The 26,336-nt window shown below is 35.2% G+C and carries 14 protein-coding genes and 1 other RNA gene; 4 read left to right on the top strand and 11 right to left on the bottom strand.

The features are described from left to right. Window positions 1-191 precede the first annotated feature (191 nt). Window positions 192-971, top strand: a complete 780-nt coding sequence (locus SLW70_RS09365; protein ID WP_320888053.1) for a hypothetical protein — start codon at window positions 192-194, stop codon at window positions 969-971. Between the two features lie 74 nt (window positions 972-1,045). Here the strand turns inward: SLW70_RS09365 and SLW70_RS09360 are convergent, their stop codons facing one another. Beyond that, the gene (locus SLW70_RS09360; protein ID WP_320888052.1) at window positions 1,046-2,248 is read right to left on the bottom strand and encodes an NAD(P)-dependent oxidoreductase; all 1,203 of its coding nucleotides are present in this window, start codon (window positions 2,246-2,248) and stop codon (window positions 1,046-1,048) included. A gap of 241 nt (window positions 2,249-2,489) precedes the next feature. Between SLW70_RS09360 and SLW70_RS09355 the strand changes: the two genes are divergently transcribed. Beyond that, window positions 2,490-3,686: a serine hydrolase domain-containing protein gene (locus SLW70_RS09355; RefSeq protein WP_320888051.1), complete on the top strand. Its 1,197-nt coding sequence runs from the start codon at window positions 2,490-2,492 to the stop codon at window positions 3,684-3,686. A gap of 94 nt (window positions 3,687-3,780) precedes the next feature. Beyond that, window positions 3,781-4,177: a transfer-messenger RNA gene (gene ssrA, locus SLW70_RS09350) on the top strand. 186 nt (window positions 4,178-4,363) lie between these two features. Here ssrA and SLW70_RS09345 read toward each other — a convergent pair. The 9 genes from SLW70_RS09345 to SLW70_RS09305 all read right to left on the bottom strand — a co-directional run bounded on the left by SLW70_RS09345 (window position 4,364) and on the right by SLW70_RS09305 (window position 22,423). Continuing rightward, on the bottom strand, window positions 4,364-6,826 hold the full coding sequence (locus SLW70_RS09345) for a hypothetical protein (RefSeq protein WP_320888050.1): 2,463 nt from the start codon (window positions 6,824-6,826) through the stop codon (window positions 4,364-4,366). 53 nt (window positions 6,827-6,879) lie between these two features. Then, window positions 6,880-8,397, bottom strand: a complete 1,518-nt coding sequence (locus SLW70_RS09340) for a sulfatase (RefSeq protein ID WP_320888049.1) — start codon at window positions 8,395-8,397, stop codon at window positions 6,880-6,882. A 12-nt stretch (window positions 8,398-8,409) separates the two neighbouring features. Further along, window positions 8,410-11,451, bottom strand: coding sequence for a sugar-binding domain-containing protein (locus SLW70_RS09335; RefSeq protein ID WP_320888048.1), 3,042 nt, complete (start codon window positions 11,449-11,451; stop codon window positions 8,410-8,412). Between the two features lie 21 nt (window positions 11,452-11,472). Beyond that, complete coding sequence (locus SLW70_RS09330; RefSeq protein ID WP_320888047.1) at window positions 11,473-14,154, bottom strand: glycoside hydrolase family 2 TIM barrel-domain containing protein; 2,682 nt, start codon at window positions 14,152-14,154, stop codon at window positions 11,473-11,475. Between the two features lie 9 nt (window positions 14,155-14,163). Next, window positions 14,164-16,941, bottom strand: coding sequence for a family 78 glycoside hydrolase catalytic domain (locus SLW70_RS09325; RefSeq protein WP_320888046.1), 2,778 nt, complete (start codon window positions 16,939-16,941; stop codon window positions 14,164-14,166). A gap of 95 nt (window positions 16,942-17,036) precedes the next feature. Continuing rightward, window positions 17,037-18,512, bottom strand: a complete 1,476-nt coding sequence (locus SLW70_RS09320; RefSeq protein WP_320888045.1) for a sulfatase — start codon at window positions 18,510-18,512, stop codon at window positions 17,037-17,039. Window positions 18,513-18,725: 213 nt separating this feature from the next. Then, entirely contained in the window at window positions 18,726-20,636 is a 1,911-nt protein-coding gene (locus tag SLW70_RS09315; RefSeq protein ID WP_320888044.1) for a hypothetical protein, read from the bottom strand. A gap of 201 nt (window positions 20,637-20,837) precedes the next feature. Then, the gene (gene rhaM / locus SLW70_RS09310; protein ID WP_320888043.1) at window positions 20,838-21,152 is read right to left on the bottom strand and encodes an L-rhamnose mutarotase; all 315 of its coding nucleotides are present in this window, start codon (window positions 21,150-21,152) and stop codon (window positions 20,838-20,840) included. A 20-nt stretch (window positions 21,153-21,172) separates the two neighbouring features. After that, window positions 21,173-22,423: an alginate lyase family protein gene (locus SLW70_RS09305; protein ID WP_320888042.1), complete on the bottom strand. Its 1,251-nt coding sequence runs from the start codon at window positions 22,421-22,423 to the stop codon at window positions 21,173-21,175. A gap of 468 nt (window positions 22,424-22,891) precedes the next feature. Between SLW70_RS09305 and SLW70_RS09300 the strand changes: the two genes are divergently transcribed. Beyond that, window positions 22,892-23,404 carry a hypothetical protein gene (locus tag SLW70_RS09300; protein ID WP_320888041.1) on the top strand — a complete coding sequence of 171 codons (513 nt, stop codon included), beginning with the start codon at window positions 22,892-22,894 and terminating at the stop codon, window positions 23,402-23,404. 404 nt (window positions 23,405-23,808) lie between these two features. On the opposite strand, the gene SLW70_RS09295 is transcribed toward SLW70_RS09300, so the two are convergent. Continuing rightward, window positions 23,809-26,151, bottom strand: a complete 2,343-nt coding sequence (locus SLW70_RS09295) for a hypothetical protein (protein ID WP_320888040.1) — start codon at window positions 26,149-26,151, stop codon at window positions 23,809-23,811. Window positions 26,152-26,336: the final 185 nt, after the last annotated feature.

Here is a 26,336-nt window from a genome sequence, read left to right as displayed (position 1 = left end):
GATTAATATTTCCAAGACAAAAATTCCACCTCAATTCTATATTAAATAAGACTAATTGTAAAATTAGCCTCATTTAATTCCCATCACTTATTTCTGTTTTGAAGCTTTTACTTTAGTTTACATCAAATTGATTCTCAAAACAGGATGTTTTTTGAAAGCATCAAAAAATTGAACCTTTATACAAATCAATTATGAAAAAAAACTTTACTATAGTGATTATTCTCTTAATCGAGTTATGTGCTTCCTATGGATACAGTCAAACAAGCTCTGTATACAATACTATAGTAACAAAAGATGTACTATATTATTCAGTAGAAGAGATTGTTAACTTAAAATTTGGAGGTACTAAAACGCGTTATACCGTTTCGGACCTAAGTCTTATTAGTAAAGCTGATTTGGGGCCAAATAATATTCGAATCATAACTCCTATTTATAAAAACGAAAACTTCAACCAAAAAAGTTACTATATAGAAACCAAAAATTTAAATCCAGAACCAGGAATCAATGACAGACCAACCAATCTTACTGAAATAAAAATTGATAGTAAAAAAATTGAAATCCCTGATAATCCAAAAATTGAAAAAGAAGCTTTAGCCTTAGTTATTAAAAATATATTTAAGCCAGAACTTATAGAAACTCCCAAACCCGTTGAACCTACTAAACCTATTGAAGTAGTAAAAAATTCCCCTACACGAGAAAAAGTCGACCATATCAATATTAATGTAATGGATATATACGAACGTGTAGCCGAAAAAGGATACAAATCAGCTTATTTATATAGAGAATTAGCTAATTACTTTTTCTTTAAAAAAGAAATGGCTAAAGCTGCAAAATGGTATGAAGAGTTATTTTTGATGACACCTGACCTTGAGCCTGTATATTACTTTCGATTTGGAGACGCATTACGAAAAACGGGGAAAACCCAGAGAGGTGAAGAGCTTGTCGAAAAATTCAATAAATTGACAGAATAAAAGTTCTACATATAAACCATTAAGATGTATTCTATTATGAAATACATCTTAATGTTTTTTTCTTTTTAAGTCAATTATTTACCATCAACATAACCTTGCAAATAACTGAATCTAGGCGTTAATTTCCCGTTTTTAGTAATTTGTGCTCTATCAAGAACTCCGTCCTTGTCACCGTTAAAGAAGGCAGGAATAACATGTTCTTTAAACATTTCTCCAAAACCAATACTAGCATCTCTTGGTAATTCACTTGGTAAATTATCTACCGCCATCACTACAACAGCCGCTGGATGATAAATATCGACTTCTTTATTTTCTGATGGTAAATACCCATACAAAGGCTCTTCAATAGTCGAAGAACGCAATGTAGACGCTATAGGTCCGTTAACATCACATGAAATATCAGCAACAACTTTAATTTGGCAATCCTTAGATTGTAACATTTCACGAGTTAAGATGGCTGGCGAATTATTATCAAAAAAATGACCCGAAATATAAATATCCGAAACCTCCGTAAACCTACCAAAATTAGATTCAAAAGCTTCTTTATCGTTGATGAAATTTTCAAAATCAAATTCTTGATTATCCTTTCTTTTATAATAATCCAAGACGCCAATTTGAGTGTAAACAGATTGGGTATATTTTTTAGTTAAATAATTATCAATCGACACTTCTTTAATTTTTATAGCATCCAAAATTTCCTTTGCTCCCTTACCTACTTTACCTTTCCCAGTGACCACTATTTTTAGCGGAGGCAACACCAGTCGTTTTAAGTGACGAATAAGTTCCTCTTTTCCGTTTAAAGTAGAGGCTTTCGGTAGTTTAAACAATTCAAATTTTACCCCAAAAGCACGGATACTATTATAAACCCCAACATAACCAGCATATTTCCCAAAACCTATTAATCGGCGATTGTTTTCGTCAACAATGGTTTCGTGATCATATAAATCAATGTTCTTTTTTAAAATTGCCTGAAGAAGCGCTCTACTATGTGGCTGCTTTTTAATCGTGTGCGAGAAAAAAAAGTAAGCTTTATGTGGTACTAATTGGTCTTCTGGAATTTCCTTTACACTCATTAAAACATCACAATCGCTAACATCATCAACAACACTAATTCCAGCATCATGATACTCCTCATCTTTAAATATTCTAAAATCTGAACGCTCTACTTTTACTGAAAAGTCTGGATATTCATTTTGCAAATTCACCAATGCTTGTGGTGAAAAAACAACTCTCTGGTCTGGTGGATTTTTTCTTTCTCTTAAAATTCCAAATTTCATATTAAACGTATATTATAAAATGTATAAAAGTGACCATTCACTCTTAGGTTTATTTTTACAAAAAAATGCTCTTTACATCCCCTTTTTAATAATGACAAAAAAGGGGATTTCATTATCTACTGAATCTCAAAACAATACATCAACTCACTCAAAAAAAAACACTAATTATCCTCAAAAGTCTGTAAAATAATTATCAAAAAAGACTTTGATTCTATATATTTGTTTTTCTAGCACCTCAATAATGACATCTATAAAAAAAACAAATATACCACAATTACTTTTGCTCCTTTTCCTTTTAACTTCTTGTAAGCAAAAGAATGATACCGATTCTATCTTATCCGATAACACCGAAACAAATAAAAGTTTCGTATTAAAGGAAGGCCCTAAACTATCCTCAGAATATATTAATTCGAAAAAAAATGCCATCAATCATTTTTACAATAAAAATTGGCCAAACAACAGTCTAAATGGCGGTTTTTTAGTAGCCAAAAACGGGCAAATTATTTTCGAAAAATATGAAGGGTATAGTAATTATAAAACCAAGTCAGAAATGACTAGCAGCAGTGCCTTGCATATTGCTTCAGTTTCAAAAGTGATGACTGCTACTGCAATTTTAAAATTAATTGACGAAAAAAAATTAACCTTAGATCAAAAAGTTACAACACTTTTAAAAGGTTTCCCTTATCCAGATGTAACCGTTAAAACGCTGTTGAATCACCGTAGCGGCATCAGAAACTACTCTTATTTTACAGATAAAAAAGAAATCTGGGATCGCCATAAAATGCTAAGCAATCAAGAGATGCTCAACCTAATGATTAGTAAGAAAATCAATCTTGAATTTCGTACTGACAGTCGATTTAGCTATTGCAATACCAATTATGCAATGCTAGCTTTAATTATTGAAAAAGTAACCGCTACGTCCTATAAAGAAGCCATGAAAAACATCATTTTCAAACCACTAGGCATGACTGACACCTATGTTTTTGATTTTGATAAGGACAAACAAACAGCGAATCCTTCTTATAGAGGAAACTTTTCATTGTACTACTGGGATTATTTGGATGCCATTTATGGTGACAAAAACATCTATTCAACACCTAGAGACTTGCTAAAATTTGACATGGGACGTAATGACCCTAATTTTTTTAATCCTAAATTATTACAACAAGCCTTTATCCCATATAGTAACGAACACAAAGGGCAAAACAATTATGGTTTAGGAATCCGAATGATTAACTGGGAGACGGGACAAAATTTATATTTCCACAACGGATGGTGGCATGGAAATACTTCTGCTTATATCACCTTACCAGAAGAAAAAGTGACCATTATTGCGTTATCAAACAAATTCAACCGCATGACCTATAAAGTTAGAAATCTTGCGGCTTTATTTGGTGACTATCCGTTCAAACTAGATGACAACGGAAAAGAGGAATGATTTTTGATGAATTTACGGTGAATAATAAGCTTTAGATTGATTAAAAAGAATATCTTTGCACTCTCAAAATTTTTTATAGAATACTAAAAAACATGGGGTCGACTGGTTTTGACAGCAAGTCGAATTGAAATGTAAGCACGTCGAGAACTGGGACAATTCTCGCTAATAAAAGGTCTCAAAACACTTACACGGCGAAGGAAACTACGCTCTTGCTGCATAATCTGAATTATAGTAAGATTAGCCTCGTCCTACAAGGTAGGAAAGCAGGATTTACCTCGAAAGCTTTGGTTTATGGCGGTCGAATCAGGTGAATCGTAAATTTAAACCTAGATTTCCATGAGCTTCGGGTGGATTTCGAAACTAAAGAAGATAAGCATTGTGCGACTGTTTCTGGTCAATCACAATGTCGAAAATTTAATCAGGAAATAAGCGTGTAGAAAGCCTTTTAGTTGCTTGTTTGGACCCGGGTTCGATTCCCGGCGACTCCACTGGATGGGATGATTGAAAAATCATCCCTTTTTTTGTTTATTACTACATCCTATATTCAATAGTTCAGGAATAACCTAATAGCATGAATAAATGTGACTCCATTTCTAATTTTAAAAAAGGGAAATGATAAAAAAAACAGCAGTAAATCAAAATTTACCACTGTTTAAAAAGACTTATTTACTTTATTTTTACTTAAATACTTTAAAACCTTTACTTTGTGTGTCAGGCTCAATAACAAAATTTTGGAAACTTAGTTTTTTACCTTCACCCATATACAGACTTACGGTCTTTTTTCCTTTTACCTCTTCTACCCTTACAATTCCAAAACGACCTTCAAAATTTAATTTCAAGTCTCTATTCGAATAAACAGAATCTGCTTTGTCCTGACAAATAATATAGTCGGTAATTAGCGTTTTATTTACTTTTGAAATCACTTTGGCTCCCACTACTTTATTGCCATCCATCAAAGGTTCTACACTTTGAACACTAGACTCGGAATTTAAAGAGGGTTCAAATACAGCAATAAAAGGTTTGTTCCAAGCTTCTCCTTTTTGTCTGATAGCCACAACCTGTGTTTTCTTTTTTAGATACCCATTTTCAGCCTCGCGTGTGGGTGGTGCTAAGGCGGCGGTATATTCACGTTCCACTCCTTTTGGTACCATCATGTGCATGTATTTCTTATCAAAATCAATTTTAAAAGTCACATCCACACCGTCTTTTATGGACTCGGTTACTTTGGTCTTCTCAAAATAGCGCCATCCTGGTGATTGAACTGGGTCGCCTATATCATTGTTATAACGGTCAGTATCTTTCAAAGGTAAAAGCTGTCCTTTTTCATTTTTTATAATGGTTTCATCGCCAATATTGTGATAAATATAGTCATGAAATTTATTTTCGCCATTTGATTTTGAACGGAAAATATCCAAATAATAGGCTGTTTTTTCACTAGTTCGAATCGTACTTAGCGTTCGTTCCTGAACACAATTATTAACCTCGTCCTTCAAAAATTGAGTAGCAAAGCTAAAATTTTCAGCAATCGGATTTTCCAAATGTTTCGGTTCAGCAGCTATATTTATAGCGTTGTTTTGCCATACATAAGCATCTCCTTTCCACGAACCTTCATCCAAACCATGGGAACTACCATTCACAATTACCGAATTATTTCCGGCATACAATCTGAAATATTTTTCATGAAGCGGAATTTTACGTTCTGCAACAGTAGCAGGAAGTCCAGCATTGGCAGCCATTACATAACCAGCGCCATACAATTCCATAGAAATCCCAGTTAAATGCGAATGCACATACGAAGCACCTCCAATGATACCGCACAAACCATAAATTTCATTTTCTTTGGCAACATAATTTCGTTGTAAAGCCACTCCTGCATGTTTTACGATTACCGTAGGTTTATTAAAATTAATATGTCCATCAATTTTTTCAGGAATAGGATGTCCCCAAAATAAGTCTAGTATTTGAAAATTGTTGAAAATATTATCATCTAATTTAGGCTTATATCCTCCATTGGCTTCATTGGTTTGTTTTAAAGCCAGTTGTGCCTTTTGTTTAATATCATCATAACCTCTTCTTTCAGCAATATCCAAAGTGTAGCGATAAAGGTCGTCGGTACTATCATTATTTCGTTTGGAGTCACCAAATCGAACAAATGTTCGGTTTGGATGCCTTAGATAATCAAACAAAAAATTGCCATTCAAAATGTGTTGATTTTCCTGAGTTACATTCATTTCTGGATAAATACGATCTACAATATTTAAGGTCATCGTAATAATGGGCATAAAACTATAACTCAAGGATTCTGGCCAAACACCTTGCTCTCCAAACATAGGTAGAATCGTATTTTTAAATGAATTTTGGTGTGCCGTTCCTTTTTCCCAAAAAACATTAAACAAGCGCTGACGTTCTTTATCATCTTCAATACATAAAATACTAAACAAAGCTCCCGAGGCTGTTAAGATAGGATGATTCGAAATGGTTTTACCATGTTTGTCGGGTTTGCCATATTCTTGCAATACATTACCAACTACATTAGCCATTGCTTTTTGAGCTTTAACATTGTCAAAAGGAATGCGCTTTTTTTGTATTTTAGAATAAACCGTTGCATTGGCTTGTTTTAAATACGGATAGATAAAATCATAGGTTATGGCAAAAGGCCCATAAGTAGTCCTTGGATCAAAAAACTCATAGCCACAAATAGTAGTCGTTTGAGGAGTTAAAGGCGCAATATGATCAATATAAACGCCCAAAATATCTGCTGCAAATTGGGCATATTTTTCGTCTTGGGTCAAATAATACAAATAGCCCGCATCCGAGGCAAGCGCCAACACTTTATTGTGCGCTGACGCTAGAGGCCCTGCTTTTTGCTCTGAATTTTCACGGTCGTGTTTGGCAAAGGCTGGGATGGTATTCAAAATCACATTAGGATCCGATTGGTGTTTTTGGAGTGCTCCATCCACACGCTGATGCAACTGATTGAGCATGCTTTTTGCCCAATCGTATTTTTTTATTTTCTCTAAAATTTGTGGACGCTCTTCATTGGTCACCCAAATAGCTGGATGTTGTAAGGATTGCGCTTTAAAATGAGTGCTAACAAGACAACAGATCGGGAGGAAAAACAAGACTATTAACTTTTTCAAGGTATTTTTTTTTTAAAATTATAAATTACTTTAGGGTTACTGCTAAAAACGAATTACTGGTCGGCTCCAATTACATTCACTGGTTTTACTCCCTCTCCATTGCTTTGCGCTTTTTGTTTCACAAAATAAGGTTGGAAGGTATAAGATGAATTCTTGTCCCATTTTTCATTGGTTTTAGGGAAGTATTTTTTTAACTTTTTAATTTCTCTTTTATATTCTGGAAAATTAACCAAATTAGTAAATTCGTTAGGGTCAATTTTATGGTCGTACAATTCCTGTGATCCATCTTCATATTGTGTAAATCTGAATCTTCCTTGGTTAACCGAATGATTATTTTCACCATAAGTAGTGAGCGCAAAGGCTTTATTTGCTACTTTATCGCTTTTCATTGTTGCTACCAAACTAATTCCTTCGTTTCGGCTGTAAGCAGGTAGGTCACACAACTCTAAAAGCGTTGGATAAATGGAAAGCATTTCGGCTGGAGTCTCGATTACTTTTCCTTTAGGCAAATTGGGTGCCACAAATAACAAAGGCGCTTTGGTAGCCGAATCCCATAAACCGTGTTTGGCAAAAGTTCCTTTTTCGCCCAAACGATAGCCATGGTCAGACCATAAAACAATGATGGTATTAGCGCCATGCTCGCTGTTATCCAAAGCATCCAAAACACGACCGATTTCATAATCAACAAAACTAACACAAGCCAAATAGGCTTGAATCATTTTCTTCCACTCTCCCGTTTGAATAGCCCATTCTGTTGAGGGCATCATAGGCAAATCATTGATATCCAATCCCACTTGAGGCACATCTTTTAAATCATCTGACAAATAAGGAGCAACCTGAATGCCTTCCAATGGATGCATATCAAACCATTTTTGAGGTACATACAACGGCACATGAGGACGAAGAAATCCAACCCCCATGAAAAAAGGATGGTCGTATTTTTTATTCAGACGCTCAATAGCCCAATTGACAGATTGATGGTCTGGCATTTGTTCGTCTTGTTCAGGAAAAGTACCCCAATCGGTGCTGGTGCGTCCGTATTTGGTTTTGTCAGCTGGCCCTAAACCATCCCAAACAAAACGTTTTTTGGGCAAAGGGCCAAAACCTTTGACTCTGCCGCCTTCTTCATCAAAAACACCTTTGGGAGCAAAATCGTGAAATAATTTCCCAATTCCCATGGTGTGATAGCCATTGTTTTTAAAGTACTCTGGTAGAAAGACTATCTCTTTTGTAGCAGGGTTTTCCGAACGTATTTTCTCATCCGAAATCATCCCATAAATCCCCGTAGTTGACGGACGCAAACCCGACATAATCGAAGCACGAGAAGGCCCACACAAAGGCGCTTGACAATGTGCATTGGAGAACAATACGCCTCTGGCTGCTAGTCTGTCAATGTTTGGCGTTTTGGTATTCGAATAATTATTCAAGCACCCTAACCATGTATTCAAATCATCAACCGCAATGAATAACACATTGGGTTTGGCTGATTGGGCAACTTTAGATTGTGCCGTAATTGTTGTTCCAACTAAACCGAACGCCAGTATTGCTATTATTTTACTTCTATTTTTCATTTATTTTTTGCATTAATCAATAAAAAGTTCGTCAATATAAGGACCGCTTTGACCTGTTGTTTCCAATCGAATGTTATTGGCACCCGATTTAAAATTTACAATAGTATTTACAAATTCCCAGTTTTGAATCCAGCCTCCTGTGGCAGGAAATTCAAAAGTTTTAATATAAATATCGTTTACAAATAACTTCATTGGGTATTTTTTGTCCTTGTCGTTGTGCATATATCTAAATCGAATACTAAAATCGCCTGCTTCACCATCATTTTCTTGGTAAAAGGTGATGCTCCCTTCTTTATTATCAAATTTCACAAAACCTGTTCCTTTAAAATGTTGCGCTTCATTACTCGTTTTTGCACCCCCTTTTAAAATAGCTTCTTCAGCAGCAATATTTACCCCTCTACCATTCCAAATATTAGCTGATTTTTCATCTCCCCAAAACAATCCTTCGTTAGCGCCAAAGGCTTCTTCTAACGCTAAAATCAATTTTCCATTTTGTTTCACAATAGCTTTGACTGTGATATTGCTTTCTACTTCGAATGGCTTTGTATAAACAGTTCCTTCTTTCAGAGGGTCAGCACCATTAGTGGTATATAAAATTTCAAATTTTGATTGGGAAGTTTTTCCTATCAGCCCCATTTCTTGTACATCGATGGTTATTTGATTCGAAAGATACAATGCTTTGTCACCCAAGATAGAAGCTGTGATAACCGTAGCTTTTTTAGCATTTTCTTTTTCTCTTAAAAATAAACGTCCTTTTCCGAAAAATAAGGTTCTAAAATCTGACTTAGTACGACTAATCGAATCAATTGGATTTCCGTTTTCCATAGATACTTTTTCAACATCGCCTGAAATATGATAATAGACTCTGTTTTCTCCATAAGGATAAAGCGTTTTATTGTTGTCTATAGCTTCACTTGTAAAAATATAACTTGACGAAAATCCGTCCTCAGCTTTTAGCTTATTGAGACTGTTTTTTAAAGATTGAGGTGCACCACTTGTTGCAATTGATACTCGTTTTACTTCTTTACCGTTTTTATAAGCTACCGCTTCTAGTTTTCCTTCTTCATAAGGCACCATCCAGTCGCATTGCATTTCGTTCCATACAGTTCCAGGTTTGTCTTTTCCTAATGATTTTCCATTTAAGAATAATTCTACCTCATCGCCATTTGAATAGACCCAAACCGGAATTACCGTTCCTTTTTTCATTCTTGGATGTGTCCAATGTGGTAAAATATGTACCATGGTTTCCTTAGTCCATTGGCTTTGGTAGAAATAATACAAATCTTTTTCAAAACCCGCCACATCAACTGCACCACCCATAAACAGATTGAAAGGCAAACCACCGTGAACCAAACCCGCTTCGCCATAATAATCAAAACCAGTCCAACGGAAATGCCCGCTATGCCAAGGCGTATCACGCATTACTTCCCAATTTTTACGAGCAGAAATACGAACCGTAGCATTGTCATAAGAAGAATTATAACGTTGTTTTCTGTTTTTCCATTTTTTGGGGTCTAAACCTTCGTAGAAAAAGATTTCCTTTTCGGTTAAATTCGGTAATGGATAAGTTCCTGGCAATTCATTATCACGCCACCAAGTTTGCGTTCTATAATAGCCACGTGTTTGCCAAGTATGTGGTGCTTCAGTGGACACAAATGGTTTGTCAAATTTAGCAGACTCTAAGAATGTTTTGTTTTCTGAACCACCATTTATCCCTGTGATATCCATATCCTCGGGATTACCTGCACCTGATGAATACAAGCGAGTATCGTCTAAACTTTTTCCGAATTTCACTAACTCAGGAGCTACAGGGCTATGTGTTTCATTCCCTAAACTGTACACAAAAACACTGGGATGGTTACGGTCCCTGGTAATCCACTCTTTCATATCCGCTTTCCACCATTGGTCAAACGCTTGTTTGCCGTAATCTTGAGGTGCTTTTTTGTGCCAACCATCGAAAATTTCGTCCATAACAAGCAAGCCTATTTCGTCACAAATGTCATAAAACATTGGAGGTGTTGGATTATGTGAAGGACGAATGGCATTGATGCCCATATTTTTTAACAATTGTAATTTCCAACGCAACATCGGTTTGGTCCAAGCGCCACCAACGGGGCCTCCTTCCCAATGTTCGCAAACGCCTTTTAGCTTCACATTTTTTCCGTTGAGCCAAAAACCAGTTTCTTTTTTCCATTCGACCGTTCTAAAACCAAAGTTTGTTTTCACCTCATCAATAACTTTTTTGTCTTTGATTATTTGTGTAACCAATTGGTATAAAACTGGGTTTTCTGGACTCCATAATTCGGGATTAGGTACTTCAATCGAATTATTAGTTTTTGAACCCTCGATTTTTTGAATGGCGGTTTTAATTGTTTTGCCTTTTGGAGAAACAATAGACAGTTTGCATTCCAATCCATTTACAGGATTCTCGTAATCGATTTTTACATTTACCGTAGCCGTTGTTGTTTCAATTTTTGGAGTTGTGATAAAGATGCTATTTGGAGTAATATGCGTTTTATTAACCATAATCAATTTTACAGGCGCATATATCCCACAAGGATGGTACCAGCGTGCCGAAGGTTCTAAACTATTATCGACTCTAACAGCAATCGTATTTTTTCCTTCTTTCAAATATTTGGAAATGTCATATCTAAAACTAATGTAACCATAAGGTCTCTTTCCTAAATGGTTTCCATTAATCCATACTTCGCTATTCATATACACTCCATCAAAATTGATGTAGGTGGTTTTCGAAAGGCTTTCTTTAGTAACAGCAAACGATTTACGATACCAGCCAATACCTCCATCGTGGTAACCACCACCTTGACCTTGGTCTCCCCCTTTTCGAACGCCTTTTTCAAATGACCAATCGTGCGGAATGTTTAGATTTCGCCAAGAACTATCATCAAATTCTTTGGCTGAAAAAAGGGTTTTATCTTCTAAAATAAAACGCCAGTTTGAGTTAAGATTCGTTTCTATTCGTTGTGCGTTGATAATCCCCAAAAGGAATAAATGAACGATTAGAAAAAATTTCTGAGTTGGTTTATGATTCATTTTTAGCTATTAGTATTCGTTTTACATTTTTTTATAAATCTCAATCGCATTCAAAACAGGCTCTCCTACTATCTTTTTGAAATTCACTAGCAATGGTTCGCCTTCTTTGACACTCACTTCCGATTTAATTTTGACCGCTTGGTATTCGCCATAATCTCCCAATAAATCCAGATTTGCAATTACTTTTTTATCATTAATCAGTATCGAAAACTTACGGTTAGTCACTTTAGTAACCTCCTTCGATTCTTCAATTAAATCAAAAGCTAGATGCTTCGCTTTTGAACCTTCTAATTCGGCAAAATGCAATTTGATTTCATACAGACCAGGCGGCACATCAAAGCGGTATTGCTCAATGCCTACCAACTGCGTTTGGTAAATAGGGTCGTTAAAAGTTCCTTTGATGGTTTGCTTCGCTCCATAAGGTTGTTGCACATTTTTTTCAGGACGTACATAAGGCTTTCCGCCAATGTGCCCCCAACTTCCTGGGGTGTATTCTTTATCAAACAACCAAGCTTGGTCTATTTTATCATCATAAAAAAAGCGTTGGTCTCCTACATTTATAGAAAATCCTGTGGCTGGAAAGTTTTTTAACGAAATTGGAATAATATTGACACGAATAGTCGAAAAATCTTCGACTATATCGCCACTTTTTGCTACTAACTGATTGATTCCGTCAACAAAAGGGACATTGAAAATTGCAATTTTATCTTCTACTTTTTTGGCTCCTAAACTTTTTCCATTTATAAAAAGTGTTACTTCATTTTGATTCGAAAAAACTTGCACTTGCATTGTTGCCACTCCTGCCCCCTCTTTATCTTCTACTTGCGAACGTTGGTTCCAAGTTTTGGTAGCAATGGCTAAAAATGGTTTGGACAACAAAGAAGCTTGGTAGTAATAAAACACATCTTTGGGTTTTCTGTCCAGACCAACTAAACCTTTATTATTGATACTTTGTACCGCATCGATACGGTCTTCTGAGTTAAAATCGGCATAATTCCATACGTTGACACCGGCTACAAAATCTTGTTTCATAAAATATTCAAGATAGTATTTATGAAATTCGGTTCCGTATTCCTGTGAATAATCAAAACGCATCGGATTTAGAGTATGCAACCTTGGGTCCACTCCTGCACCGTACTCTGTAATTATCATTGTTTTTTTTATCGTCGAATGAAATTTTTCAATTCTCTCAGGCAGTAAGTCATAAGAACCACCGTACCAACCCAGATAAATATTCCAGCCTACAATCATTGGAACCTCAGTCAATCCAGCTTCATGATAGCGTTCTAGTCCATTATGGTTCGGAATCATCGTATAGCGGTATGGGTCTTCGGCACGGGTTAGCTTCTCGATTTTTTGAGCCAATTCCACAATATAGTTCGTGTATTTTTTGTAACGTTCTTTATCATTACCATATCGAGGATGCAAAATTACCTCGTTCATATACGCCCAAATAATCAAACTGGGGTGGTTGTAATTTTGACGAATCATTTCCAATTGCGCACTCAAACAATTTTGAGTAAAAGCCTCTGACTCGGTAACGGTATCCACAATTGGAGTTTCCACCGTAGTTAAAATTCCCAATCGGTCACACATTTCAAGGATAATGGGGTCTTGTGGGTAATGCGCTATGCGCAAAAAATTACTCCCCATTTCCTTCATTCGCAAAATATCTTCCACATGAATGTGGTCTGGAACGGCATTCCCAATGTCTTTAAAATCTTGATGGCGGTTGGTTCCAACTAATTTTAAATGTTTTCCGTTCAAGAAAAAACCTTTGTCAACATCAAATGCAAACCATCGAAACCCTAAGGAATTGGTTGACTCATCAATTTTTTGGTTGTTTTTTGCATCGAAAATTTCACAAACTACTTTGTATAAATTAGGCGTATCAGGCGACCATAATTCGGGGTTTGTAACCGAATTTAACGCAAAATTAAACTCATTGGCAATACCTGATTTTAGCTTAAGCGTTTGCACTTTCTCTGAAACCAATTGCTGATTTGGGCCAATTAATTTGGTTACCAATTTTACATTCTGATTGGCTTTATCATCGTTCTTGATTTTTACTTTCAGTTGTACCTCGCCTTTTTGTGCTGATACTTTTGGAGTCGTGACAAAGACCCCATTGGCAGCATCTTCTTCGATACTAAAATGCACTTTATCAGTCACTACCAAATTCACATCGCGATAGATTCCGCCAAAAAAAGTAAAATCGGCATGCAAGGGTGGCACATCATCATCATACGAATTATCGGCTTTTACTACTACCGTAAATGAAGTAGAGTTTTTGGAAGTATCAAAATCGATGAATTTAGAAACTGGCACCACAAAACGAGTAAAACCGCCTACGTGTTTATTGGCCAATTTATTATTGATATACACTTCAGACACCATAGCAACGCCTTCAAAAAACAGAAAAACTTCCTTATCCTTGTAAGCCGTTGGGATTTTGATGGTTTTAGTGTACCAACCGGCACCACGGTAAAAACCTTCTTCTTCATCCATCACATCTTTGTCATTCCAAGTATGCGGAATAGCGACTTTTACACCTTTATGATTTTTCAGTTGGTTAATTTCAGTAATCGATTTATCTTGAACAAACTGCCATGCATCATTGACCGTATATTTAATTTGCGCTGTTAATTGCGAACAAAAAGTTTGCAATAGAAAAACGTATATGATTAAAAAATTATTTTTCATCTTTGGTTTTTATTTTTTGACTTTGGATGTAAAACGGTAGGTTCCTGCTGCAGCTATTAGCACAAAAGTCTTATCTGTTTTAAGGTCTAATTGTATGGCTGTATTATTTTTAAAACTGCTGCCATTCATTAATAACTCTTTGCTGGTATCGGCTGGTATCACAATTTTGGCTGTGGTATTGGAAGGAACGGTTACCTCCAAATTAAAGTTTCCATTTTCAAATTTCCAAGACGAATTTATTTTACCGTAAGGCGAATCATAACTAGCACTAGCAGCTGTTAATGGCCCACCAAGAACGGGTGCAATTTCGATTTCTTTATAGCCTGCTGCTATAGGTTTGATTCCCGCAATACGCTCGTACATCCAGCGACCAATGGCACCATAAGCATAATGATTAAAGGAGTTCATACCGTCTTTGTGGAAACCGTCTTTCAACGTATAACTATCCCAACGCTCCCACATAGTGGTTGCGCCTTGATTGATGGAGTAAAACCAAGAAGGATAACTCTCTTTAAAAAGAATGCTGTACATCAAATCCGTTTCTCCTATTTTATCCAAAACAAGGGGAAGAATCGGTGTTCCTAAAAAACCTGTACGCAAATGATTGTCACAATCGGCAATCACACGTTTTAAATGTACTCCTGCTTTTTGGGTATTTTCTTTAGAAATTAAATCAAAATCAAGTGCTAGTAAATATTGCGTTTGGGTTTCCATTTTACTGGTGGTACGGCCATTATTGTCAAAGAATTTATTTCCGAAAGCCTTTTTGATTTCATTATGTAATTTTTGGAGTTTTTGAGCCTCAGCTGTTTTCCCTAAAACGGCAGCCGTACGCATGGTCAATTCTACCGATTTGGCATAGTAAGCCGTAGAGATAAAATCAGCGGGAGTATCGCCACGACGTCCCATTCTATTACTTTCTAATGGTTGAGAAAAAGGCTGTAACCAGTCCCCAAAAGATTGCATACTCACAATATTTCCATTGGCTTTAGAAGCATAATAACCCAGCCAACGGTTCATCATCTCGTAATTGTCTTCGAGTATGCGTTTGTCTCCTGTTCTAAAATAAATTTCCCATGGAATTACGGTACAAGCGTCACCCCAACCCGAAGAATTTCCTTTTCCTAGATTATTCGGAATCACATTTGGAATGGCACCATTGTCCATTTGTTCTTGACGCATACTTTGCAAATAATTAGCCCAAAACGCATACATATCTGCATTATAAATAGCGGTAGGCGCAATCACTTGTGCATCACCTGTCCAGCCTAAGCGTTCATCTCGTTGCGGGCAATCTGTTGGGATGTCAAAAAAGTTTCCTTTCAGTCCCCAAGAAATGTTACTTTGCAGTTGATTTAATTTTTCATGCGAAGAAGCAAAAGTACCATTTAACTTAAAATCAGAATATTGTACAATGGCAGTAACCCAATCTTTCTGAGGTTTTGCTTTAGGGTCAAAACCACTTAGTTCAATGTATTGATAGCCGTGAAAAGTAAACTGTGGTCGCCATTCTATCAAACCGTCTTTGGCGGCAATATAATAATCCGTTGATTTGGCTCCTCTATAATTTCCGGTGTACATGGTACCATCGGTGTTGAGCATTTCGGCAAAGCGAACGGTTAAGGTATCCCCTTTTTTCATGGGTACTTTAATTAGAGGAACGCCAACATTATTTTGTCCAAAATTAAAAATAGGTTTCCCTGCTACAGGTTCGGTCAAGGTTTTAACCGAAATCGTTTCTTTGTCTTTGACCGTTTGATAACGCTTTGGCAACAATAAAACAGTTTCCGCTGGTTTTTGTTCCACCACCTGAAGCCAATTCGAATCATCATAACCATTGAATTGCCATTTACCTAAATTGAAATTGGCATCGTAGATTTCGCCATCATAAATATTCGATTCGCGTATAGGTCCTTTTAAAGAAACCTTCCAACTTTTATCAGTAACAATAATCTGTTTGCCTTTATTCGTTTCTATTTCTAATTGGCACAATAAATAAGGTACATCTTCTTTGGTAGCCGCTCTTCGTAAATGGATGCGCCCTGAATGCCAGCCTTCGGCCAAAATCGCACTTAGCACATTCTCTCCTTTCATGAGCATATCTGTCACATCATAAGTCAAGGTGCTGATGCTTTTATCAAACGGCGTCCAACCTGGAGTCATTACATCTGTACCTATTTTTGCACCGTTGATATAGGCTTCAAAAACACCTTTGGCTGTGATATACAAACGTGCTTTTTTGATATTTGAATGGATGTTGATTTGTTTCCGAAGGTATTGCGGTCTGAAAAGCACTGAATTTTTACCGCTAATTTCGTTCAACTCTGTTGGAGGAACCGAAATCCAGTTTGCTTTCCAATCACTATTTTGCAACAGTCCCAATTCAAAATGAGCCATTTCACTCCATTTGGATTCGGCTCCTTTATCGTCCCAATATTTAACTTGCCAATAGACTTTTTGTCTGGAGTCTAATTTTTTTCCATTATAATTTACATTCAAGCTTTGGTCTGCATTCACTTTTCCACTATTCCATAAATCAGGATTATTGGGCAATAATTTAGGAGAACTAGCCACTACAATCGTATAAGCAGATTGTGATGTAACACCCACAGGAAGTTTCCAAGAAAAGCTTGGCTTACTATCATAAAACCCTAATGGATTGGTTAACCCTTCGCTAATGGTTAGCTGAATAGGAGCAGTAATGCCATCTTTGACCGTAAAAGAATACAAAGTCAGAATAAGAAACAGCATTTTACATAAAAATAAACCCTTGTACGTATTTTTCATATCTGTTTTGCGAATTTCATTTGCTTGCGCAAACTTCTAGGTAATGGCGATTTCATCTATTTAATTATTGCTATCGACTAAACCTTTTTCTTGAACTAATTTTGTTTTTTTGGTGAAATCACCTTGCCTTCGCCTTTATCCCAATTCCTAAAATCAATGGCTCTTTTAGATGAATCAAGAATATAATTCCATTTTTTCATATAGAATTCTCTTGGTTTAAAATCGTCACCTATTCTTTTTAATTCATTGTTGAGTTGCTTCTCTAAATCTATTTGAATCTTTTTATAATCTGATTTATCTAGCAAATTTGTCATTTGATAAGGGTCTTTTAAATTGTCGTACAAATTAGAAGCTCCTTCAGGGGTGCGTATATAAGTATATTGTTTGGTTCTAATAGCACGATACTCTGTGTCATTAAAATTAGACCCAAAAGGACTAACATTCATTACCAAAGCCGCTCGATCCGCTTTTGGATCTGGATTTTTAATTAATGAAGAGATATCTTCACCTTCAATACCTTTTGGGATAGCAATATCAGTTAAACCCAATAAGGAAGGTAAAATATCAGGAGTGGTGATAGGCGCCTGAACTGTTTTGCCTTTGTTATTTTTGATATTTGGATAAGAAATTAAAAAAGGAACACGTACAGACTCATCCCAAGCCAATTGTTTCACAAATGGTTTTACGCCATGTCCGCCCATCATTTCACCATGGTCAGCCGTAAACACAATAATAGTGTTGTCAGACAAATTAAGCTTTTTGATTTGTTCCAAAACCGTTCCGATAGCCTCGTCAGTAGCTGTACAGTGTGCGTAATACCCTTGTAACTCTTTCCTAACATTGTCTTTCAAATTATCAGGAATATTAGGTGCTAAAACCAAATCCTTTGGAGGATACATATTTTTATACTTTTCAGGAGCGCTGTCGTGCGGATAGTGAGGCGTTGCTAATGAAATAAGCATTAAAAAAGGTTTTTTGTCCTTGGCATGATCGGCCAAGTATTGATTTGCATCCTTAGTAATAGCAAATGGAGAATAGCCATCCCAGAATTTTTTCACAGGATCGTTATTCGCATAATAATGTTCCTTGTTGTAGTCGTGATCACATTCCATCCCTTTCCAATAATCAAATCCTTGACGTCTTTCGGGTGCTACATTATTTTCGCGACCATGGCCGTCTAAATGCCATTTGCCCCAATAGGCGGTGTTGTAGCCTTCGGCCTTGAAAATTTCTGCCATGCATAATTCTTCTGATGGTAAATAAATATCATTCAAGAACATCCCTGTTGTGGTGGGGAATTTTCCTGTGAGCAAAGCCGCTCGATGCGGCGTACATACAGGAGTAACTGAAACTGCATTGGTAAAATTGACCGCTTCTTTGGCTAATTTATCCAAATTAGGCGTTTTTACATTAGGGTCACCATTGTAGCCTGTGGCCGAACCTCTCCATTGGTCGGTGAGGATAAAAACAATATTGGGTTTCGTTTTATTTGCAGTTTTATTTGTGTGTTGACAATATACTTGCATCATCACAAAGCACGCAAGCAAACCAGTTATTTTATGAATTTTCATTTTTAAAATATTTTACTATTAGTTTTTTTTTAATTAGTTAATTTTAATCCCAATTATCACATTATCAAAGATTTTCAGAAGTCGATATTTATCATATGAGGTCTTCGACAAGCTCAGACTGACATTGTGGTCCTCAATAGCTTTAGAAACAAATCTGAAATCAGTTTATTTAATTGAATTTGATTATTTTACTCAATACAACCTAATTTTTTTCTAAACAACCGAAATTGTACAAATCACCTCTTTGGTGTTTTTAGGAAAAGACACTAATACTGGTACTACTTCCATTCCGGGTACTTGATTAAAAATACGTTCTTTATCCATTTTTTTAATCGAAAGTGGCACATTCGATTCAACAACAACAATCCCTTCTTTTTTATGAATTTCGATTTTAGTAGCCGAAACTTGTACTACTTTCTCTCCTGTAGGCGAAATAACAGGCAATACCAGTGTATCTCCATTTGCTTCGGAAGTAGTTCTTTGGGCTTTGATAGTCGTTTGATTTTTATCAAAAAGATAATTCAGTTTGAAATCACCGCCTGATACTAGGGTTTCTTTTTTATTGTTGGTCAGGGCGGTTTCAATAGCAAAATCAATGATTCCTTTTTCGTCTTTGAAGTTTACTTTGGCTTTTAAATCCTGTAGGTTTGTGTACCAAACTCCGTTGACAAATCGCTCAATACGAGGAGTTAAACAAAAATCCTCGCCTTCTTGTTCTTGTTGGTTATAAGGTTCGACCAACAAGTATTCGACCATACTGGCGGTAAATAATGGCCCTACTTTTTCATGCCATAAAACAGCTAACGAACCTCCTGTAGCCGCTACTGATTTTTCTTTCTTAAAAATCTGATCATAGGATGAAACGGTGCTTCGCCAAGGTCCTCTAGCTGCTAACCAAACATCAAGTTCCGGAAAATGCTTTACTCCATCATTTGAACTTCTTGGAAGAGGTGTTTTTTTGTTTACCTTTTTTAGTTTCTTGGCATTGTCCATCACAAAAGCTAGGTTTTTGGCATGGGCAAAGGTGTGGTGCATACAGGGTTTTACGCCATGCGTTTGGTAATGCAAACCACCTGCTAAAAGTCCGTTGACGGTACAACGTTGCAATAATTCGGTACTCAAAACGGCGGCAGTTCCAAAAGCAGGATTTCTGTCGGCCAACAATGAAAAAGCCGGTTGGCAACCATCCGTAGTTCTACTGCCCCAATAAGTCCATTTGTTTTGGCGTGTACCAAAACTGTTGTCCCAAGCCCCATCAGGTAGCATAAACTCTAAGTGACTATTTAAAGATTGAGTCAATAATTTTAACAACTCCTCATCTTTTGTATGCACTGCATATTGCACCACTGCATTTAAACTCTCTTCAACATTGTAGCCTATGTCAACAGGCAGTAATCCTTTGGCACTTTTTTTATCGTCTGGATGATTTTCGCCAAATAATAATTTATTAGGTTCTGTTAGGTATTTCGGAATCAGCAAGGCTAATTCTTTACTTCTGGTTTTATATTTTTCTTCGTTAAAATAATCCCCCATAAAAGAAAGGGCATAAATAGCGGTAAAGCGGTAATTGATATGACTAAAATGATCGTCAAATGTTTTATATACAAAATCGGTTGCTCTTTTTAATCGGTTCTCCCATTTTGTTTTAGTCTCTTTGGGCAACAAATGTCCGTGATAATGTAAGGCTTCGCCTAAGGCAATTACACCAAAAACAGTAGTACCATACCACGATTTTGGGTCTAACATGTTGGTCCAACTGCCATCTGGTAAATCAACGTTTACCGACCAATCCATCACTTTGATAGCGGCCTCTAGGTATTTTTTATCCCCCGTTTTATCGGCCATGTACAAAAATGGATAAACAGCTTCTTGACAGCGACCATGAATCTTCTCACAGGCATGACAATACAAGGCGCCATGAGTTACACTATCATTAGGATTGTTTATTTGATCACGAATCATTGCGTCGCACCAAGTGGTCAGTAATTGGAAAGCATTGGTTTCAAAGTCCGTCAAATCTTCTTGATGGCTATTAAAAATACTGCCCGACTTGCAAGCATACAAGGGTAGCATCAAGCCAAAACTTCCCAAAGCGGATAACTGTACAAATGACCTTCTTTTCATTATAGATAGTTGATTGGTTAATTAGAAAATATTTCTAAAATTATTAAAACTTATCAATTCAACTATCCTGTGTTGTAGGGGCGTATTAGTCTCTACTTGCATCAAAAAATCCTTTTTCCACTGCCGGTATTTGTTTTTATATCCAAAAAAAGGAGATTAACTTACCAAGCTAACCTCCTTTTCTACAAACCATTATCATTATTAAGGCATATAAAACACCTCTTCTAAAGGCACTGAAACTGGGGAGTTATCAGGATTTGTCTCCATAATATCAGCCATAAAGTCCCACCATTTTTTTACAACTTCATTAGAAGCTAAATCTTGTGAACCACCAGCACCCGAAACTTTTTGAAAAGCAAAAAGTGTATGGGTTTCTTCATCCAAAAATATAGAATATTCACTCACTCCATTTTCTTTTAAAAGCGCATGAAGTTCCGGCCACAGTTCGTTATGACGTTTAGTGTAGGCCTCTTTTTGACCTGGATTCAATTTCATTTTAAAGGCAAGTCTTTGCATGATTTTTTATTTTAAGTTAATTAATTACATTCGTGCAGTAAAGAGTGGAGTGATACTTTTTTATCTCTACCTATTTGGCAATACTCTTCCTTATTAAATTCACTACCCGCCATTGCAAACAGTTCTTTCAAGTTTTTTATAGCTTTTTCCTCATCAGCTATTTGTTTATAATCCCATTTTTTTTCTCCCTTAGCGTAGGGTTTCAAAAATTCGAAGGCATTGATTATGCTAGCGCCATTAGCCGCCTTATAATTCCATAAATCAACACCCAGCTTTTTTCCTAAAACGGCCAATTCAGTAAAACCTCTCAAATTCATCGTACTATAAGATAGCGCTTTGGTTCTAGCTAGTTCCAAAGGTTGTGCTCCATTGGACTGAATTTGTTTGGCAATGCGCTCTGTTTTTACGGCTTCCAAAATTTGTTTGGCTTCGGCTGTTTTATTTAAAAACAACAAAATTTCAATTAACTGCGTGTCATAATGCGTTCCGTGGTTGTTTTTAGTGTTTTTTTCAAAAACGCCATTTTCACTGGTTTGCAACCAATACGCATAATCTGTAAACCATTTTCGTAAGGCTTGACTGGTTTTAGCATCCATTTGTTGGTTTAACTCTAAAATTTCAATTGCTGTTAGCACCTTAGTAACATCTGCAAATTCAATAATTCCGATTCCCCTACCTGCATTTTCACCCGGTACGCCTTGAGCAAAATTGAGGTTGGGATTCATCTTGGTATCTTCGTTAACAAACCACACTTGAATTAATTCTAGCGCTTTAGTAGCATACTGTTTTTTATTCGAAAAGAAATAGGCTAAGGCCAAAGATTCCGTACTGTTGAACATTTTTTGTTTGGTTTCAAAATCAGTACTTCCTTCTCTTGTTAAGGGGTTGACTTTTCCATCTTTTCGTATCCATGGTAAGCCATCAGGTTTAGCAGGATCAGGCCACCAATAAGGCCCAATAGAATAATAATCATGCTTATCGCCACTGGCAGGCGTTTGTGTTTTTTGCATGACTGAATATGTTCCTTTCAGCAAAGCGGTATCTGCTTCTTGAATTACCTTTTTGTATAATGAAGAGTAGGAATCAGTTGTTAGTTTCTTTTTTACTTTTAGAAGTTCATCATAAGCTACGCTTGAGAATTGCGCATCTTTCTGTAGGGATTCAGTCTTTATTGATTGTTTGTTATTGGCCACCTGAGCAATTATTTGGGCTGCTGAAAGTGTAAAAACAAACAAAACCAAACTACTTATTGTAAAGAATTTTATATTCATATTTCAAATCTTAAGACATCACTGCAATCATAAACCAAAAAATCATCCCATCTTTCTAGTAAAAAAAAGACAGAATGATTTTATTCTAAGAACTAAACAAACTAAAAATTATTCTAAAAATAATTTTTCAAACTAAACCATTTCAAATATAAAACTTCTATATAAGAACACTATCCTGTATTGTCGGGTAAAAACAGAAAAACAATTAAATAATAGCCCTAATATACCCAATAACTGATTTTAGAATTATTCTTCAGGACAGCACAGGCTAAACAAAATCTTACAACCTACTAATTTTAGCATAAATTTATCTCAATTGCTCGGATAGTTCAACACGCTATAACAGTGAAAAAACACTATAAATAGTCTAAAAGTTAGTTTAGAAACTAGAGAAAGTGCTGTTATCATCATGGAAGCTTTTGAAATTATAGTTACTGAAAAAGAATTAAGAAATTAAAATTTAATAAAATGATAAAAGGTATTATAAGCTTAATAGCTTGCTTTATTTTACTCTCTGTAGGAGCAAGAGTATTTATGTATTTCTTTACCAAGTCTCCTGGCCCCATAATGGAATACGAATTTTCAAATATGACTTATGAACAATTAGAGACTAGAATTTCAGAAATAACAACTACTGAGTTAAATTCTAGATTTCATTTAACTCAAAAAGAGCTTCAAAACACTGATAATGGAGGCATTACTAGAGTTGTCATTTTAGGAAAAGACTCATTACAATTTGGATTTGTTACAAGAATGGATAAAGTTTATGAATATAAAACAAAAAAAAGACATACAAATGGCAGTTTACCTTGGTTAGAGCTATTCAGTATTTGTAATTCTAAAGGAAAATATATTGGTGTATTTAGAAAAAATAGAGAAGAACATCCTGAGCTCATTAAATTATTTGAAGATAAATTTATCAAAAAAGTTAATGATGGAAAATTCGAAGTTATAGAACGTGGTTTTTGGGACTGGTTTTAACACGTCAGCCAAAACATTCTTTAACTTATCGTTCTTACAAACGAAGCCTGAGATTGATTATATGATTAATTTCAATTCTAACAACACAAATTATTAACCATGGAATTTAATGAAAAGAATTTTCTAACTATTTTATTTGTTTTACTTTTCAGTCTAGTTATATTTTATTGGACTTATATAGATCACATAAAAAACAACTTTTTAGACAAAGACAATAGCTTCTACAAAAGATCTAGAATTTACAGAGGTTATTTATGGGGTATTGGAGGAAGTGCCATATCAATTTTTCAGTTAATTAAATGGCTTATTCAATACCTAAACACTGTTTGACCAGTTATCTTAAACCTATCTGCTGTCGTTAGCACAAACACTTGTGAGTAATTATTATACTTTTTTATAGTGAACTATCCTCTAAAATTAATTTTTTGAATTTCGGATATCAACTTACCGTCTTCGGAAAATCCTTCGATTACTACCTGAATTTCATTTTGTCCTTCTCTTGGGAATTTAATTTGGTATTTCGGTTGTTCTTCGATAATGACTGATGGAGTCCAATTTAAGGTCCCAAAAAGCAAATATTCTTTTGAAGTTTCAAAATAGGCATTTTTAAAAGCAACAGCATTGGCATAACCTTTTGTAACCATAAAAAGATTGTGTTTAATTTTATAGCCTCCACTTCGCACAGCACCTTTCTTTAAAAAAATATCAATTACAGAGCTGGTACCCATAAATCGTGCATTATTTTTATCGATGTAAATTTCCTCTACATCTGAAAGAAAGACAGAGTACAATTCATTCAAATCGGCTATTCGATTGTTATCAATTCGAAAAGCTGGGGTAACTCCTTTATTTAATCCTGTACGGTCTTTTACAAAAGGGTATCCTGTTTCATTATCAACCCCGGTACTATACCCTTTTTGGTTTAAAAAATCGAAAACCGTACCGTACTCCTCGTCTATTTTAAAACCCGTTGCCGTATTGCTAACTAAATCTTTATTAATAAATAGTTTCTTTGTATCTAAAACAATAGATAAACCCGTTAATTCTATAGCATTTTTATTAAATACAAATTTATCTTCTGGTTGATTTTGAACCGTCGGACAAACTGCTTTTTCATATTTAAAGGGATATATAAAATTACTTTCATTGTTTTCTACACGTGCTTCTATCCTAGAATATTTAGAACTACCATTTGCATTCGCTACCTGAAAAACAAATACAGTAGAATCTTGGGCGAAAAAATTCTCATATTTAAAGTTGCCGTTTGGGCTTATTGTTGTTTCTTCGAATACATCATTTTTTGTGGATATGAGCGTCAGTTTCCCTTTGGCCTTTAAATTAGAATTTGTCTCTACTTTACCCTTGACAGTAACTCCCTTATTGAAAGGATAAATAATTTCAGGTGTTTTTGTTTTTATATCATTCCATGAAAATTTATTTTCACTTTGATTAAGCATCAAAGCTTCAATATCCTGTTTTCTATTATCGTTTCGTGTATCAAAATAAAAGTAATTGTTTATTTCTGGTTTTATCAGGAAATTATTTAGATAAAAAGTACCCAATATCGATTTCTCTTCATTTTTACAGAGACTTTTTTCTGGGAGAATACTGATGCTGATATTCGCTTTTTTAAAATCCGAATTCCCATAAAGAACCACGCTATCATTTGCAGTTCTTCTAGTTTGAATAGGACTGATCATTTTTTCACTTCTAAAGTGGTAAAATAATTTTTGAGTGACTTGATTTAAGTTTTCATCCAATAAACGAATAGAATTGACACCATTGGAAATATTTTGTTTATCAAAAAACAGCGTATGCTCTAATTCATTGTTCGCAAAGGTAAATTCTTTAAGAACCATCTTTTCGTTTTGATGAATAAGTAAGGTATATTTTTTATTGTTAAATAAGGGTAAACCTTTTTCATTTGTTTTAATGACGATGGCTAATTTATTCTTAGGCAGATTGTTATTGCAGCTAATGGCAATTCCTGTATCGTTAACAGCTGGTAAAGGTTGGTTGAGCTGTATGTTTTCATTTTTAATTTTTAAAAAATAGGTTTCGCTTTTATCAGCGATAAAGGTGAAATAGCCATTACCCACTTTATTGGTATTAAATCGCGCCACCTCTTTTGATTTAGAACCCCATATAACAACATCGTTTACTTGAATTCCTTTTTGATTACAATCGGTGATTTTGACACCAACAGTATTATAAATTCCATCAATAATAACTGAAGATTCGGGAGTAAAAGTAATTTTTGTAGTACTCCATATTGGAGCTTTTGACTTCACTACGTAAGGTTCATCCCTATTTATTATTTCTACTGTTTGAATAAAAGAATAATCTTCATTAAAATTATTCATCCAATTAGTATAAAACTGAAAATGATACAATCCTGATTTGAATGACTCATTCAATTGAATGGCCCCTGAAAAAGTACCATTACTAGCATACAATAATTGCTTTTTTACCACTTGATTATTACTATCATAAATAACTACATTAACATTTGTGGTATTCGTATTTGGTGCCTCATTATTCTTACTCCATACATACCCTTTAAATCCTACTATTTCATTAGTAACATAAACTTCTTTGTTGAATTGTACATGAATAGTTTCCCTATCTAACTTAAAATAAGTATCCAAGAGGTTTACCACTTTCTGTGAATTGGTTATATTCGTTTTACCTTGAGAAAAAGCTATAGCACAATACAAAAAGCAATAAAAATAAATATTGATTTTCATGGTCATCAGTTTAGTCATTAATTAGTATTGATTTTTTAGGTTTTTCTTACCAAAATTATCCTAACAAACCAATTAAAGTATCCTGTTCTGTCAGGTTTTATTTGCTTTAATTTTTCATCCTATCAGGAATAACAAATTAGCTTTTCCAAAGCCACATTATGGAACAATCAATTAAATTTTCATTA

The sequence above is a fragment of the Flavobacterium sp. NG2 genome, assembly GCF_034119845.1.
GTDB lineage: Bacteria > Bacteroidota > Bacteroidia > Flavobacteriales > Flavobacteriaceae > Flavobacterium.
Note: the sequence above shows the minus strand (reverse complement) of the source record. Positions and strands in the feature narration are given on the sequence as shown.